This is a genomic window from Dinoroseobacter sp. PD6 (assembly GCF_028807315.1).
GTDB classification, from domain to species: Bacteria; Pseudomonadota; Alphaproteobacteria; order Rhodobacterales; family Rhodobacteraceae; genus Dinoroseobacter; species Dinoroseobacter shibae.
Genome location: NZ_JARAMN010000004.1, coordinates 317,144 through 332,566 on the forward strand (window position 1 = coordinate 317,144; position 15,423 = coordinate 332,566).

The following is a 15,423-nucleotide window of genomic DNA, read 5'->3' on the forward strand; positions in this document are numbered from 1 at the left end:
TAAGCTTTGTTAATCGCCGCCGCGGTCGGTGCCGGGCCGCCGGGTCAGCCCTGCCGGGTGATCTCGGCCAGGATGCGCAGGTCGATCCGGTCGTCGACCAGGTCGGCGAAGCCGGTCGCACCGAAGGCCGCGCGGCTCAGTCCTCCGGTCAGTTCGATCACCAGTTCGGCCAGGTCCTGCGGCGCACGGTCCGGTTTGCGGAAGAACCGCGCGGTCAGCGCCACCGGGGCGGTCACGTCGCGGACCCGCAGGTCGCCCAGAACCTCTGCGCCGGTCTCGGTCCGGCGCATCGCGGTGCTGGCATAGGTGATCGTCGGAAACCGGGCGGTGTCGAGCACCGAGGGCCCCTTCATCGCGGTGTCGGCCAGCGGCAGGGTGGTGCGGGCCCCGGTCGCGTCCATGGTGACCGTGACGCGCGAATTGCCCACGGTCGCGAAATCCAGCTGCAGATCCGCGTCGCGGATCGGGATCTGTCCGCCGCTGGCAATGCCCGACAGCCGATAGGTGAAGGCCACGGTGCTGCCGGGGCCCAGCCGGTAGGGGCGGGGGGCGGCCCATCCGGCCAGGGGCCAGAGCAGCGCCCCGAGGAAGAAACCACGCCGGTGCATGCGCCCAGGCTGTCACGGGCAGCGGGGGCTGCGCAAGTCAGCCGGGCCCGGGTGTCGCATCCGTGATCCAGGGGGTGTCGCGGGACGGGCCGCGCCGCAAGGTCCAGGCGGCCGGGGGGGCGGTGCGGTCGCGCAGCCGCGTCAGTTCCCAGGCGGCGCGCCCGCCGCGGTGGCGCGGGGCAAGCGACCAGCGGCTCTCGACCCCCGCGGCCCCGCCCGTGCCGGGCGTGACCAGCAGCCCGAGCGTCACCCCCTCCCGCGCGCTGCCCTGCTCGGCGGCCAGGTGCAGCCGCCGCACGGGCGTCAGGGCGGGCGGTTCGGGCAGTTCCGCGACCACCAGAGCCGCTGCCCCGCTGCGCAGCGCCTCCTCGGTGCACCACAGCAGGTCCTGCGCCCGCCGGACATGCACCGTCAGCAGCCGGGCGGGATTGATATGGGCCGCGATCCCGTCGGGGTTCAGCCCCTCCCGGTCCCAGTCGGGCCGGATCCACAGCACCGGCCCCCGCTCCGTGGCCGCCGCGGTCAGCACGGCGAGAAACCGGCGCGCCAGCCCCGTCACCTCGTGCACCCGGCGGTAGGCCAGACGCATCTGCGGCAGGACGGTCAAGCCCGGACGGGGCTGCGCCTGCAGGCTGCCGGGCCGCAGGCCGGCGGTGGTAAGGTCGTGAATCGCCATGGGGGCAGGGTACATTGTTCACTTTATGTTCTCAATGTCTCATCCGCCGCCCCGCCCGAATTCAGCGCGGATCGCCGATGGCCCGGCCCACCCCCTCGGCCCGGGCGAGCCGGGCATGGGCGGCGGCGATGCGCGCCAGGTTGGCCGCCACCTGCGCGGCCGGAGGGGCCGGGCGGCGAGTCCGCAGGCTGACATGGATCAGCATATGCTCCCCCGTGGCCACCAGCCGCCCGTCGCAGCGCATCTCGTGCCACAGATGCATCCGCTTGCCCGCCCCGGCCAGGCAGGTGGTCCGGATCTCGAATGCCGCGCCGATCTGCATCTCGCCCAGATGCCGGATATGGGTCTCGGCGGTGAAGAAGCTGCCCCCCGACGCGAGATAGGCCGCGTCCACCCCGATCAGTTCCATGAACCTGTCGGTGGCATTGCCGAAGGCGTGCAGGTACCGCGCCTCGGTCATGTGTCCGTTGTAATCCGCCCAATCCGCGGGCACCACGCGGGCCGCCGTGAGCAGCGGCGCGCTCTCGGCCCCCGGCGCGGGCATCCGGGCGCGGTCGGTCGCGGCCAATGCGGCCCCGACGCCCCGGCCTTCGGCCTTCAGGACGCGCAGGACGCCCACCAGGGTTGCGTCGCGCCGGGCATCTGTCACGGGGCCTTGTTCCGCGGCCAGCCCCAGGGCGGCGGCGATCTGCGCGGCCTCCGGGCCGAGGGTTTCCTCCCCCTGCAGAGGCGTCATCCCGATGCCGCGCAGAACCGCCTCGGCCTGGGCCCCGCAGGCGGCATCGCGCGCCTCGAGCACCACCGGCGGCAGCAGGTAGACCGGCGCGACCGCCCGCGCGATCACGACCCGCTCCGGGCGGGACGCGCCTTCACGCAATGCCTCCAGCGGGATGTCCGAGGTGGCGGAGGCGACGATCGCCTCCGGGCCATGGGCCTGCACCTCCCGCACGACCTCCCGTTTCAGGGACAGGTCCTCGGGCACACTCTCCTGCACCCAGCCCGCGCCCGCCACGGCCTCGGCGATGCTCCCGTGCTGGCTGAGCCGTCCGGGCGGGGGCAGGGGCGTATCATAGAGCCCCGGCAGGCTCGTCCGCGCCGCCTCGATCACCTGCGTCAGCCGCGCCTGCGCCCCCGGGTCTGCATCGAAAACCCGCACATGCCAGCCGAACAAGAGAAACCGCGCGGCCCACCCGCTCCCGATCCTGCCGCTGCCGATGATCGCCGTCGTTCTGTCCATGCCCGCCCCTCCTGCGCGCCGAGGGTGGCTGTGCCGCCCGGTGCGCGCAAGTCAAACCGTCAGCACCAGTACCAGTACGCTCGCCACGATGGCCGCGACGCCCAGAACCTCCCGCCCGGTGGTCTTCTCGCGGAACACGAAGGTGGTGGCGAGGAAGGAAAACACCAGCTCCACCTGCCCCAGCGCCTTCACATAGGCCGCGTTCTGCAGGGTGAAGGCGGTGAACCACGCCAGCGATCCGGCCAGCGAGGACAGCCCCACCAGGGTCGAGACCCGCCAGGAGGCGACGACCCGAGTGATCTCGCCGCGCTCTCGCCAGGCGAGGTAGCCGGCCATGAGCGCGGTCTGAAACGCCGTGACGCACATCAGGGTGACGCTGGCGCGCTGGATTACATCGTCGCTGGCAATCTCCAGCGAGGCCGCGCGGTACCCGATCGCCGACACCCCGAACAGCGCGCCGGAGGCCAGCCCGAGCGCCGCGCCCCGGTTGAACAGCCGCCGCCAGTCGCCCACCGCCTCGGGCGGATCCGACAGGATCACCACGCCCACGAAGCCGATGGCGATGGCCAGCGCCGCGCCGAGGCTGACCGCTTCCCCCAGAACCACGAACCCGATCAGCGCGGTCAGCATCACCTCGGTCTTCTTGAAGGTGATCCCGATGGCGAAGCTGCGATGGGCAAAGAGCGCCACGACGCACATGGTCGCGAGGATCTGCGCCGTGCCCCCGAGGGTTGCCGCCACCCAGAAGCGCGGGCCGAGTGCCGGAAACTCCAGCCCCCGCACCGCGCCGTAGCCAAGCGCGATCACCGCCACCAGCGGGGCCGAGAACAAAAACCGTGAAAACGTCGCGCCCCCGGTGGACAGGCCCGTCACCTTCAGATGCCGCTGCAACATGAAGCGCAGGTTCTGGGCGAAGGCAGCGAAGATGGTGACGGGAATCCACAGGGCCATGGGCCCTTGTGCCGCCCGCCCCGGGCGCTGGCAAGCCTCGCGCCGGACGGGTTGCACCCGCCGGGCAGGGCGGTAGGGTCCGCCGGAGCGACGGAGAGACAAGATGCAAAAACACCCCATCGGCCGCGGCGGGCCGGACGTCACCCGGTTCTGCCTCGGCACCATGACCTTTGGCACCCAGACCGGGCAGGCCGACGCCCATGCCCAGATCACCATGGCGCTGGAGGCTGGGTTGAACATCCTCGACACCGCCGAGATGTACCCGGTCAACCCGGTCTCGGCCGAGACCGTGGGCCTGACCGAAACCATCATCGGGGCCTGGAACGCGGCCAACCCGGGGCGGCGCGGCGATTACGTGCTCGCCACCAAGGTTTCCGGCGAGGGGCTGAAGGCGGTGCGTGACGGCGCACCGATCTCGCGCGCAACCATCGAGACGGCGGTGGAAGCCTCCCTGCGCCGGTTGCAGACCGACCATATCGACATCTACCAGCTGCACTGGCCGAACCGGGGCTCCTACCATTTCCGGCAGAACTGGACCTTCGATCCGAGTGGGCAGACCAAGTCCGACACGCTCGCCCATATCGAGGAGGTGCTGGAAACCGTCGACCGCCTCGTGGCCGCGGGCAAGGTCGGCCATATCGGGCTGAGCAACGAGAGCGCCTGGGGCACCGCCCAATGGCTGCGCGTGGCCGAGACCCACGGCCTGCCCCGGGTGGTGTCGATCCAGAACGAGTATTCCATGCTCGCACGGCTCTACGACACCGATCTGGCGGAGTTGTCGGTCAACGAAGAGGTCGGGCTGTTGGCCTTCTCGCCCCTGGCCACGGGGCTGCTGACGGGCAAGTACCGGGGTGGCGCGGTGCCCGAAGGCTCCCGCATGTCGCTCAACGGCGCGCTGGGCGGGCGGGTGACGGACCGGGTCTGGGGCGCGGTCGACGCCTATGCCGCCATCGCCGAGGCCCACGGGCTCGACATGACCCATATGGCGCTCGCGTGGTGCGCGCAGCGGCCCTTCATGGGCTCGGTGATCTTCGGCGCGACCACGCGGGACCAGCTGGCCCATATCCTCGACGGTCTGGACCTGCGCCTGTCGCCGGAGGTGCTGGCCGAGATCGACGCCGCCCACAGGGCGCATCCGATGCCGTTCTAGGTTCGCGCGATCACAGCCGCTCGAACCGCGACAGCTGCGCGTCGTGGTGAAAGAACGGCACGGTCTCGGGCGGGTCGAGCCGGGGCAGGGCCGCCGTGACCTCGCCCAGCACCACCTCGGTGATGAACGGCAGATCCAGCGCCCGTGCCTCGCGCAGGGGCACCCAGTGCAAATGGCTCAGCTCGTCCGAGGCCTTGGAAAAATCGTCCGGATCGTCCATCAGCGCGCTGGCCGGGGCCAACAGGAATCGCGCATCGAACCGGCGCGGGCGGCCCGGTGGCGTGATCGCCCGGAAGACGAAGCGCAAGGGGGCCGCGGTCGGCGCCGCCCCGCTGGCCAGGAAGCTGGCCCAGCTGTCTTGCAGCGCGCCATGCGCCGCAGGCCGCCCTGGCCGACCCAGCCGCAGCCCGGTCTCCTCCCAAAGCTCCCTTATGGCCGCGGCGAAGACAGCTTCGGGTGTGCATCCGCGGGCATCCTTGGCGAGCTTCTCCCGGCAGGTGGCATGGGTGTCCTGAAACAGGGATTGCGCGCTGTCCTCCGGGTCCACCGCCCCGCCGGGAAAGACGAATTTCGACGGCATGAACGCCGCCTTTTCGCCGCGCTGCCCCATCAGGACGCGGGGCGTGTCGCTGTCCTCGTCGCGGATCAGGATCACCGTCGCGGCATGGCGGATTGCAGTCTTGTCCATGGCTCCTCCGGCGCGGCCTGGGCTCAGGAGGGAGTCTCCTCCACCCCGCGGAAGCCATACATCCGGCGCGCCCATTGGTAGCCGATCATGGCCCCTTTCAGACGCGGCAGCAAGTAGAGCGACAAGGCCACGCAGCCCACCGAGAAGATCGCCACGATGTTCAGCGGATCGGGCCGGAAGGTCACGAAATACCAGTGCAGCAGCGGCGCCATCAGGTGCCCCACGATCAGGATCGTGAGATAGGCCGGCCCATCATCCGCGCGGTGCCCGTCAAGCTGCTGGCCGCAGACAGCACAGCTGCCGCGGACCTTCAGGTAGCTGCGCATCATCGGCCCCGAGCCGCAATTCGGGCAGCGCCGCCGCCACCCGCGGACCAAGGACGGACGGAGCAGACGCTCCTCCGTGTCGGTGTCATGTGTCATTCCGGAGCTCCCAAACCCCTGTTCGCATCCCCACCTTACAAAAGCGCTTTCAAGAAAGCTGCCTGACAGATTGACTTGCGGCGGGATGTCGCGAAGCGCTGTCGCGCTTGTCCGGTTGCTCCAAGACCGCCCAGGGCCGGTCCGGCACTCTGCGGGCGGCAAGCGGTTCGGAGCGCCTGCCGCCAGGGCGGCGGCGCGCTGGCGTGACGGGGTGCCGGGCCTCAGGCGGCCGAGCGGACCGTGCCGACCGAGACCTGGTTGCGGCCTTCGGACTTGGCCGCATAGAGCGCCCGGTCCGCGGTTTCCAGCAATTCGGACACGCTGGCCTCGGGCGCCGCCGCTCCGCCGATCGCCAGCCCGATACTGATGGTGACGGGAATGCTGCCCTTGCCATGGGGCAGGGCGATCGGATGGTCGTCGATGCTGGCGCGCAACCGCTCCGCCACCCGCCGGGCCTCGTCGAGATCGGTGTCGGGCAGGACCATCAGGAATTCCTCGCCCCCGATCCGCGCGATCACGTCGAGCGAGCGCAGCCGCGTGCGCAGCAGCGTCGCGGTCTCGGCCAGAACCTTGTCGCCGGCGGCATGGCCATAGGCGTCGTTGATCTTCTTGAAATGGTCGAAATCCAGGAGCAGTACCGCGAAGGTGCGATGGGTCTTGAGCGCCTCCTGCGCGATGTTGGACAGCTGCCCGAGCGCGAAGCGGCGATTGTAGAGCCCGGTCAGCGGGTCGATCACCGCCTGGCGCAGCCGGTCGGACACCTCGCTGCGCCACTGGTCGTTCGCCCGCTTGCGCTGGAGCTGGGCGCGCAGGCGCACGGCCATTTCCTCCACCGCGATGGGGGCGAAGACCACGTCATCGGCCCCCAGGTCCAGCGCCCGCGCGGCCAGTTCGGTCTCGCCCTGGGGCAGAATGAAGATCTGTCGGCTTTGCCGCGTGGCCGGGCGCGACCGCAGGTCGGTCAGGATGCCGAGGCTGGAGCCCAGCCGCCGCGGATCCGCCTCGATGATGAAGACTTCCGGCTGGTCCTTGCTGGCCTCCAGGGCCTGGGACAGGGTGAACATCCGGATATCCTCGCGGATCAGCCCGGCAAGCCCGTTGGCCCAACCCGGTCCCATCCCGCCCTCTGCCAGCAGCAGCCCGACACAATCGGTCTGGGCGAGCTTGAACGGCGCGGGCCCTTCCGCGAACCCCTGGGCCGCCGCCCCCGCGACCGGTATCGGGAAATCGGTCTCGCGCGAATGGGCCCGGAGCAGGCTGCGCACCCGCGCCAGAAGGGTCAACTCCGTCACCGGCTTGGTCAGGAACTCGTCCGCGCCGCAGGACAGCCCGCGCACCCGCGCCTCGGTATCGTTGAGCGAGGTGATCATGATGATCGGGATATGGGCGGTCTCGGGATCGGCTTTCAGCCGTTCGCACACCGTGTATCCGTCCATGTCCGGCATCAGCACATCGAGCAGGATCAGGTCCGGCTGGGCCTCGTGCGCCATCTTTATCGCGCTGGCGCCGTTGTCGGCTTGCAGGACATCGTAACATGCGGTGGCGAGCTTGACCTTCATGACGATCCGGTTCGTCGCAACGTCATCGACTACGAGGATCTTGCCGGACATGTTCACCTCCGATTTACGTTGTGGTCATGACTGTTAGCGCCCGTTTGGTTAACAAAGTGTTGCCACCGCCCGAAGGAGTTCCCGATGCAGCAAGAAGCAGCCGAAGCCCTCGCCCTCGAAGCCCTGGGCTGGATCGCGTCTCAGGAGGATCTCATGGGGGTGTTCCTGGGGGCCACGGGCAGTGATGTCGCCACCGTCCGAGCCCAGGCGCAGGACCCGCAATTCCTTGTTTCCGTTCTGGATTTTCTGCTGATGGACGATGCCTGGGTGATCGGGTTCTGCGATGCCCAGGGGCGGGCCTACGACGCGCCGATGCGCGCCCTGGCGGCCCTGCCGGGCGGGGCGCAGATGCACTGGACCTGAGCGCGGACCTCGCGCATTCGTGAGATCACGGGCCCGCGCGCGGCGCGCATTCGTTAACCCTTTCCGGACCGAAAGGTTAACGCGCCGGGCGCGTTCCGCACGATTCGCGGCGCGGAATGTTTCGCTTTTGCACGATGTCATGGAATGCGGCAGTATCCTGTGGTACGCATCGCGAAAGTCGTTGAAAAACGCGGCATTCTGCCGCCCATGGGCTGCCGCGACGCGCCATGGGGGCCATATGCGGCACACGCGTCTCGGCTCGCCACGGACGTGGCGCGCCTCTCTCCCTGCACTGGGGACCGTGCGGTCCGGACCCGGCGAAAGGGGTGGCAAACCGGCAGGCGCGCAGGGGCGCGGCGCCGTCAGGACAAGGGGTGACGCCGTGCTGCGTGCCATCATATTCGACAAGGACGGCACGCTGTTCGACTTCCACGAAACGTGGAGCGGCTGGGCCGCCGATGCGCTGCTTCATCTCGCCAGGGGCGACGGGGCGCTGGCGATGCGGCTGGCCGATGCGGTGGGCTATGACCTGATGCTGCGGCAGTTCCATCCCGACAGCCCTGCGATCGCCGGAACCAGCGCCGAGATCGCCGTCCTGCTCACCCCCCACCTGCCTGAGCGGGAGGAAGAGGACGTGCTGCTGGAGCTTCAGGCCCGCGCCAACACCGTGACCCTGGCCGAGGCCGCGCCGCTGCCGCCGCTGATGGACTGGCTCGCCGCGCGTCACCTGCTCCTGGGGCTGGCCACCAACGATTCCGAGGAAGGCGCGCGCGCCCATCTGGGCGACGCGGGCGTTCTGGACCATTTCGACCTGGTGCTCGGCTATGACAGCGGCTTCGGCGCGAAACCCGACCCGGGCATGTTGCTCGCCTTCTGCGACCAGTTCGGCCTGGCCCCCCACGAAGTGGCCATGGTGGGCGACAGCCTGCACGACCTGCGCGCCGGGCGCGCGGCGGGGATGCGCACCATCGGCGTGCTCTCCGGCGTGGCCCCCGCCGAAGAGCTGGCGCCCATGTCCGACCGCGTTCTGCCCCATGTGGGCCACCTGCCGGATTGGGTGGGTGAACAACGCCTGCCGGTCCGGGCCCGCCAGGCGCTGGCCTAGGCCCGCCCGGCCGGGTCTGCGGCCGAAACCGACGCTCCGCGTCGCAGACAGGCCCGCACCCCGTTCCGTCCCGCCGTTTGATGAAGGGGTTCCAGCGAAGGACCTCTGACATGGCCAATGACGCAACCCCCAGGCGCAAGCGCAGCGGTGGCCGGGCCGCCAATGCCCGCCGCATCCGCGCCCATGCCATCGAACAGCTGCCCTTCCACGTCCCCCGAAACCCCGACGCGCCCACCGAACCGCTCGCTTCCGAAGGGGTCGCCGCGATCCACGACACCGCCATGCGCGTGCTCGAAGAGATCGGCATCGCCTTCCTGAACGCCGAAGCGCTGGAGATCTTCAGCGAGGCCGGCTGCCACGTGACCGGGGAGCTGGTCCGCATGGACCGCCATTTCGTTCTGGAGATGCTGTCCCGCGCGCCTGCGCAATTCACCCTCACCCCCCGCAACCCGGACCGCGAGATCACCATCGGCGGCCAGCACATGGTGTTCGTCAACGTCTCGTCGCCGCCGAATTATTGGGACATGGAAACCGGAAAGACCCCCGGCACGCGGGCGCAATGCCGCAACCTGCTCAAGCTGTGCCAGTATTTCAACTGCATCCATGTTGTGGGCGGCTACCCGGTCGAGCCGGTGGATGTCCACGCCTCTGTGCGCCACCTCGATGTGCTCTTTGACAAGCTCACCCTGACCGACAAGGTCGCCCATGCCTACAGCCTCGGCAAGGAACGGGTCGAGGACGTGATGGAGATGGTGCGCATCGCGGGCGGGCTGACGGAGGCGGAATTCGCCGCCAGGCCGCACATGTATACCAACATCAACTCCACCTCGCCGCTCAAGCATGACCAGCCGATGATCGACGGCGCCCTGCGCTGCATCCGGCGGGGACAGGCGCTGATCGTGACGCCCTTTACCCTTGCCGGGGCCATGGCCCCGGTAACCCTCGCGGGGGCGGTGGCGCAATCGGTGGCCGAGGCGCTCGCCGCCATCGCGCTGGCGCAATACGTCCGGCCCGGCTGCCCGGTGGCGCTGGGCACCTTCACCTCGAACGTGGACATGAAATCCGGCGCGCCCGCCTTCGGCACCCCGGAATACATGCGTGCCACCCAGATGACCGGCCAGATGGCCCGGTTCTACGGCCTGCCGATGCGCGCCAGCGGGGTCTGCGCCGCCAACGTGCCCGATGGGCAGGCGATGTGGGAGACGTCCAATTCCCTGTGGTCCGCGGTGCAGTCCGGGGCCAACATGGTCTACCACGCCGCCGGATGGCTCGAAGGCGGCCTGATCGCCAGCCCCGAGAAGTTCATCATGGATTGCGAAATGCTCCAGCAGATCGCGCGCTATTTCAGCCCCGATCTGACCGCCACCACCCCCGACGATCTCGCCTTCGACGCCATGGCAGAGGTCGGTACCTCGGGCCATTTCTTCGGGATCCAGCACACCCAGGACCGCTACGAGACCGCCTTCTATCAGCCCTTCCTGTCGGACTGGCGCAATTTCGAAGCCTGGGAACGGGATGGCGCCACCTGGACGGTCGCGCGCGCCCACCGGATCTACAAGGAGATCCTGACCGAGTTCACCCCGCCCCCCATGGACCCCGCCATCCGCGAGGAACTGAGCGATTTCGTCGCCCGCCGCAAAGCCGAAGGCGGCGCGCCCACGGATTTCTGAGCTTTCGGTTCGCCGCCGCGCACGGTATCCCGAAAGGTATGGAACCCAAGCTCGATCAAACGGCGTTTCGCGCCACCCTGGGCCTTCTGGGGCTGGTCACCGGTCTGGCGCTGTGGTCGCTCGACACCTTCGTGATCACGCAGCTCGGCGCACCCCGGCTCGAGCTGGCAATCAGCGCCGCCGCCCTGGGGTTCTTCTCCGCCACCCTGATGATGTCCGGCCCGATGCTGATCGGCCGCGCGATGGCCTGGGCCTGCCTGATGGCGACGCTGCCGGCGGCGCTGCTGCTCTGGGCGAGCTTCCGCTATGTCTCGGTCGAGGCGCTGGCGGACGATCCCATCGTGCTGCTGGCCTTCGCGATCCTGCTGACCGTGCCGCTCCCGTTCCTGATCGCGGCGGACCGCGGCATGCCGCGGGACTACCCGACCCTGTTCAACGAATCCTGGCGGCTGGTGATCCGGGCGGCGGCGGCAGCGGTGTTCCTGGGGGTGTTCTGGGGCGTCTATTTCATCTGCAGCCTGCTTCTGTCGCTGGTGGGGGTCACCTTGCTCGACCGGCTGGTGGATCAAGCGCCGTTTGTCTTCGGGCTCTCCGGCCTCGTGATCGGCCTCGCGCTCGCCGTGCTCTACGAGATGCGCCGCTACCTGTCGCCGCTGCTCCTGCTGCGTCTTCTGCAACTGCTCCTGGTCCCGGTGACGGCGGTGGTGGTGGTGTTCGTGGTGCGTGTCCCGCTCGAAGGGCTGGACCAGGTGTTCTCTGGGCTGAGTGCGGCAGCGACCCTGCTGGCCATGACCTTCGGGCTTGCGACCCTTGTGACCTCCGCGCTCGATTGCGAGCCGAGCGAGGCTGGCCTGACCTGGCTCTTGCGCTGGACCGTGCAACTCGCCTGCTGCCTGATGCCGGTGCTGGCGGGGCTCGGGGCCTATGCGGTCTGGCTGCGCGTGGCGCAATACGGCTGGACGCCCGAGCGGGTCGCGGCGGCCTGCATCTGCGCCGTGGCGTTGACCTATGCGCTGCTCTATTTCTGGGCGGTCGTGCGGCGTGGCAACTGGGATCCACGGATCCGCCAGGGAAATATCCATGCCGCGCTCATCGGGATTGCGCTGGCCGCGGCCTCCCTCTCACCGCTCCTGAACCCGCAGCGGATCGCCGCCCAGAGCCAGCTGGCCCTGTTCAGCGCCGGCCAGACGGACGCCACGCAACTGCCCGTGCGCGACATGGCGCGCGACTGGGGGGTGGCGGGGCAGGCGGCGCTGGAAACGCTCCGCGCCCAGGCCGACCGGGACCTGCAGATCCTGCTGGACGACGCCCTGCGCGAGAGCGCCACCCCCGTCGCCCTGGAGACCCCGGAAGAACAGCGCGCGGCCCTGGCGCGACTGCTGCCGCTGATGCCCGCGGGCGCGAGCTGGCCCGAACCGCTTTGGGACGCGCTCGATGCAGACCAGATCGCCACCTGGCTGGCCGCCTGCCGCGCCGGGCCGGACAGTTGCGTGGCGGTGATCGGCGAGAGCGCGCCGGACCTTCCCGGAGACGAGGCGATCGTGCTGCTGGTGCAGGGGGCGCGCTTCGTGTCGGCCACCATGGTGGGGCTCGACGCGGCGGGCGAGCCGGTGAACTACGTCACCCGCCGCCAGACCAGTGACGAGGCACGTGAGTTGGTGCGCGCCACCCGGCAGGGGGACTATACGCTCGAAGTGCCACGCCGCCGCGGGCTGGTCATCGGCGCGACGCGCCTCTTCCCATCGGGCGACTGAAACCCTCCCATCGATGATTTGAATTGATCGCATTCGCGGCGGCGTTTCTTGGCGCTTTGTTAAGACTCCTGCGCCTAGGATGGCGCGCAAGGAGTCATTTCATGCACGGATTGATCAACAAATCGCTCGAGCTTTTTGTTCGCGAGACCTACGGTGCCGAGACATGGTCGCAGATCGCCATGCGTGCCGAGATACCGGACAATCGCTTCGAGTCGATGCTGATGTACCCGGACGCGCTGACCGACCGGACCCTTGCCGTGTGTCTGGAGGTTCTGGAAAAGGAAAGCAGCGGGTTTCTCGAAGACCTGGGCACGTTTCTCGTCTCGCACCCGTCCGTGCCCGGTGTACGGCGGCTGTTGCGGTTCAACGGCGCGACCTTCCACGACTTCGTCGACGGCCTCGACGACCTGCATGACCGCGCCCGCCTCGCCGTGCCCGATCTCGACCTGCCGGTGTTCGAGGTGGCCCCCCAGGGCCGCAACGCGTTCGAGGTGCGCTGCATCTGGCACCGCGACTTTGCCCTGCCGGTGATCACCGGAGTGCTGCGCGCCATGGCCGATGATTATGGCGTGCTCGCGTTCCTCGCGCCCAGCGACGAAGGCGCCCCCCCGGGGCTGAGCGTGACACTGCTCGACAAGGAATTCTCCCCCGGGCGTGAATTCAGCCTCGGGGCCTTGCCGACATGACCGCCCCGACGAAACCGCAACAGGTTCTGTGCCTGTCCCGCGATGCGCTCGACACGCTGATGCCCCTCCATGTCTGGGTCGGTCCCGCGGGCGACATCCTGCAATGCGGCCGCACCTTGCAGAAACTCCTGCCGGACACGCAGATCGCGGGCTCGCATTTCTTCGACCATCTGGAGGTTGTGCGCCCGCGCAGGGTCACCCGGCTGGAGCAGTTGCTGCGCATGAACGGGGCCCAGCTCAAGCTGCGCGTCAAGGAGGAGCCGAGCATTCCGCTCAAGGGCGTTGTCGTGGCCCCGCCGGACGGAAACGGTGCCTTTCTCAACCTCTCCTTCGGCATCTCGATCCAGGATGCGGTGCGCCGCTTCGATCTCAGCCTGACGGATTTCGCCGCCTCCGATCTGGCCGCCGAGGCGCTCTACCTGATCGAGGCGAACTCCGCCGCGATGAGCGCCTCCAAGAACCTGGTGGCGCGCTTGCAAGAGGCCAAGACGGTCGCCGAAAGCCGCGCGCTGACCGACACGCTGACCGGGTTGCACAACCGCCGGGCCATGGACCTGACATTCGAGCAATTGCTCGCCAATCCGCCCCGGGACGGCTTCGGCCTGATGCTGATCGACCTGGATTACTTCAAGTCGGTCAACGACACGCTCGGCCATGCGGCGGGGGACATGGTGCTGCTCGAAGTGGCCCGCATCCTGCGCGAGGAAACCCGGTCGGAGGATTTCTCGTTCCGGGTGGGCGGCGACGAGTTTGTGCTCGTCCTGCGCAACTGCAATGATCTGGGCCTGATGACCCGGGTTGCGGACCGCATCATCGCGCGGCTCGAAGAGCCGTTCTATTACGACGGCAAGCCCTGCCGGATCTCGGCCAGCATCGGGATCACGATCTCGGAATTCTATGACCCGGTGGAAATCGACAAGATGCTGTCGGATGCCGACGAGGCGACCTACGCCTCCAAGAACCGCGGCCGGGCGCAGCACACGATCTACCGGCCGGCACCGCCGCCGGGCCCGCCCCGGTCGCAGGATCTGCACTGATCCGGGCGCGCCCTAGATCCCGCGCGACCCGCCCACGGGCCAACCCTCGATCAGCACCCGCAAGCCCAGCGCCGCCCCCGCGAAGATCGACGCCGCGGCCAGGGGCGCGCTCACGGTCAGGATCGCGAAGGCCGACAATCCCTGGCCGATGGAACAGCCCAGGGCGAGCGTCGCGCCGAACCCCATGAACACCGCGCCCATCAGCTGCCGCTTGAGCTCGCGGGGGTCCTCGCAGGCCTCCCACCGGAACTGTCCCAGCCACAGACTGCCCAGCACCGACCCCGCGACCACGCCCAGGACCGAGCCCACCGCGAAGGACAGGGGCCGCACGTCGGACAGCATGAAATAGGCCAGGGTTTCGCCAAGGGGGGCCGAGAAGTTGTGCGACCGTACCCCGATCACTTCGAAACTCGTTTGCGCCAGATACCCGGTCCCGGCCCAGCCCGACACGATCGCCGCCGCCACCACCGCGCCCCAGCGCAGCACCGGCCCGCGCGCCTCGGCCCCGTGCAGCGCCACCGCCAACAGGCCGATCCCGGCCCCGACGCCCACTGCCCAGGGCGGCACCGACAGGACGCCGCCGATCAGAGCGTCCAGCGTCACCGCCGCCTCGAAGCGCAGCACCGGCAACTCGAAGATCCACAATCGCAGCCCCGAAAGCGGCCCGAACAGCGCCGCATAGGCCGTCACCCCCAGCACCCCGACCAGAACGAAGGCCCGGATATCGCCGTTGCCCAGCCGCGCCAGCGCGCCGTAGCCGCAATTGCCCGCCAGGGCCATGCCGAACCCGAAAAGCGTCCCGCCGAAAATCACCGCCACGGGCGAGAACCCGTCGCGCACCAGGAACACCTCCGCCGGAACCAGCAGTCCGGCCCCGGTCAACCCCGCGCAGCCCAGAATGCTCAGCCCCAGTGCTGCGCCCCACATCCGCAGTCGCGCACCGCTGCCGCCGTAAAGCGCATCCTCGATGGCCCCGAGGGTGCAGAACCGCCCCACCCGGGCGGCCACGCCCAGGGCAAGACCCCCCGCAACGCCGATCAGGGCGGCCAGCATGGTGCCGGACATCATCTCCATGGTCTCCTCCCGTTCCCATGGATCCATGAACTCATTCTGCCGGGGCCTCAGGTCTCCTTGCAGAACAACTCATAAACCAACTCGATGATCGCCCGGGAGCGATCATCCGTCAGGCTGTAATAGATCGTCTTGCCCTCGCGCCGCGGTGTGACCAGCCCCTCCAGCCGCAGGCGCGACAACTGCTGCGACACCGCCGCCTGCCGTGCGGCAAGCAGCGTTTCCAGCTCGTTCACCGATTTCTCGCCCGAAGCCAGGTGGCACAGGATCATCAACCGGCCCTCATGCCCGATCGCCTTGAGGAAATTTGCCGCAAGGGTCGCGTTGGCGAGGATCTTGTCCATCTCCGCGTCGCTGATGTCGTCGGTGACTTCGGGCAATGCCATGTGTCGCGC

Annotated in this window: 16 protein-coding genes; 7 read left to right on the top strand and 9 right to left on the bottom strand. The window is 69.0% G+C overall.

The window, feature by feature from the left end; genetic code table 11:
* Positions 1-44 precede the first annotated feature (44 nt).
* From PVW48_RS09595 to PVW48_RS09610, 4 genes are all read right to left on the bottom strand, one after another.
* Complete coding sequence (locus PVW48_RS09595) at positions 45-608, bottom strand: YceI family protein (protein WP_274581171.1); 564 nt, start codon at positions 606-608, stop codon at positions 45-47.
* A 37-nt stretch (positions 609-645) separates the two neighbouring features.
* A complete protein-coding gene (locus tag PVW48_RS09600) occupies positions 646-1,284 on the bottom strand; it encodes an ImuA family protein (protein WP_274581172.1) in 639 nt (212 codons plus the stop codon).
* Positions 1,285-1,345: 61 nt separating this feature from the next.
* Positions 1,346-2,521, bottom strand: coding sequence for a thioesterase family protein (locus PVW48_RS09605; protein ID WP_274581173.1), 1,176 nt, complete (start codon positions 2,519-2,521; stop codon positions 1,346-1,348).
* A gap of 51 nt (positions 2,522-2,572) precedes the next feature.
* The gene (locus PVW48_RS09610) at positions 2,573-3,472 is read right to left on the bottom strand and encodes a DMT family transporter (RefSeq protein WP_274581174.1); all 900 of its coding nucleotides are present in this window, start codon (positions 3,470-3,472) and stop codon (positions 2,573-2,575) included.
* 103 nt (positions 3,473-3,575) lie between these two features.
* Here PVW48_RS09610 and PVW48_RS09615 point away from each other — a divergent pair, with 103 nt between their 5' ends.
* The gene (locus PVW48_RS09615) at positions 3,576-4,622 is read left to right on the top strand and encodes an aldo/keto reductase (protein WP_274581175.1); all 1,047 of its coding nucleotides are present in this window, start codon (positions 3,576-3,578) and stop codon (positions 4,620-4,622) included.
* 10 nt (positions 4,623-4,632) lie between these two features.
* On the opposite strand, the gene PVW48_RS09620 is transcribed toward PVW48_RS09615, so the two are convergent.
* The 3 genes from PVW48_RS09620 to PVW48_RS09630 form a co-directional block, all read right to left on the bottom strand.
* Complete coding sequence (locus PVW48_RS09620) at positions 4,633-5,310, bottom strand: NUDIX hydrolase (RefSeq protein WP_274581176.1); 678 nt, start codon at positions 5,308-5,310, stop codon at positions 4,633-4,635.
* Positions 5,311-5,333: 23 nt separating this feature from the next.
* Positions 5,334-5,732, bottom strand: a complete 399-nt coding sequence (locus PVW48_RS09625) for a DUF983 domain-containing protein (protein WP_012179482.1) — start codon at positions 5,730-5,732, stop codon at positions 5,334-5,336.
* Between the two features lie 221 nt (positions 5,733-5,953).
* Positions 5,954-7,342, bottom strand: coding sequence for a diguanylate cyclase (locus tag PVW48_RS09630; RefSeq protein WP_012179481.1), 1,389 nt, complete (start codon positions 7,340-7,342; stop codon positions 5,954-5,956).
* Positions 7,343-7,426: 84 nt separating this feature from the next.
* Here PVW48_RS09630 and PVW48_RS09635 point away from each other — a divergent pair, with 84 nt between their 5' ends.
* From PVW48_RS09635 to PVW48_RS09660, 6 genes are all read left to right on the top strand, one after another.
* Positions 7,427-7,705 (top strand): DUF3572 domain-containing protein, encoded by a 279-nt coding sequence (locus PVW48_RS09635; RefSeq protein WP_012179480.1) that lies wholly within the window; start codon positions 7,427-7,429, stop codon positions 7,703-7,705.
* A gap of 382 nt (positions 7,706-8,087) precedes the next feature.
* Positions 8,088-8,810 carry an HAD family hydrolase gene (locus PVW48_RS09640; protein WP_274581177.1) on the top strand — a complete coding sequence of 241 codons (723 nt, stop codon included), beginning with the start codon at positions 8,088-8,090 and terminating at the stop codon, positions 8,808-8,810.
* A 110-nt stretch (positions 8,811-8,920) separates the two neighbouring features.
* Positions 8,921-10,480, top strand: a complete 1,560-nt coding sequence (locus PVW48_RS09645) for a trimethylamine methyltransferase family protein (RefSeq protein WP_274581178.1) — start codon at positions 8,921-8,923, stop codon at positions 10,478-10,480.
* 38 nt (positions 10,481-10,518) lie between these two features.
* Complete coding sequence (locus PVW48_RS09650) at positions 10,519-12,234, top strand: DUF4153 domain-containing protein (protein ID WP_274581179.1); 1,716 nt, start codon at positions 10,519-10,521, stop codon at positions 12,232-12,234.
* Between the two features lie 101 nt (positions 12,235-12,335).
* Positions 12,336-12,920: a heme NO-binding domain-containing protein gene (locus tag PVW48_RS09655; protein ID WP_012179476.1), complete on the top strand. Its 585-nt coding sequence runs from the start codon at positions 12,336-12,338 to the stop codon at positions 12,918-12,920.
* On the top strand, positions 12,917-13,957 hold the full coding sequence (locus PVW48_RS09660) for a diguanylate cyclase domain-containing protein (protein WP_012179475.1): 1,041 nt from the start codon (positions 12,917-12,919) through the stop codon (positions 13,955-13,957). The genes PVW48_RS09655 and PVW48_RS09660 overlap by 4 nt, the downstream gene beginning before the upstream one ends.
* Positions 13,958-13,969: 12 nt before the next feature.
* Here PVW48_RS09660 and PVW48_RS09665 read toward each other — a convergent pair whose 3' ends face one another.
* On the bottom strand, positions 13,970-15,058 hold the full coding sequence (locus PVW48_RS09665; protein ID WP_274581180.1) for a YeeE/YedE family protein: 1,089 nt from the start codon (positions 15,056-15,058) through the stop codon (positions 13,970-13,972).
* Positions 15,059-15,078: 20 nt separating this feature from the next.
* A complete protein-coding gene (locus PVW48_RS09670) occupies positions 15,079-15,414 on the bottom strand; it encodes an ArsR/SmtB family transcription factor (protein ID WP_012179473.1) in 336 nt (111 codons plus the stop codon).
* Positions 15,415-15,423 lie beyond the last annotated feature (9 nt).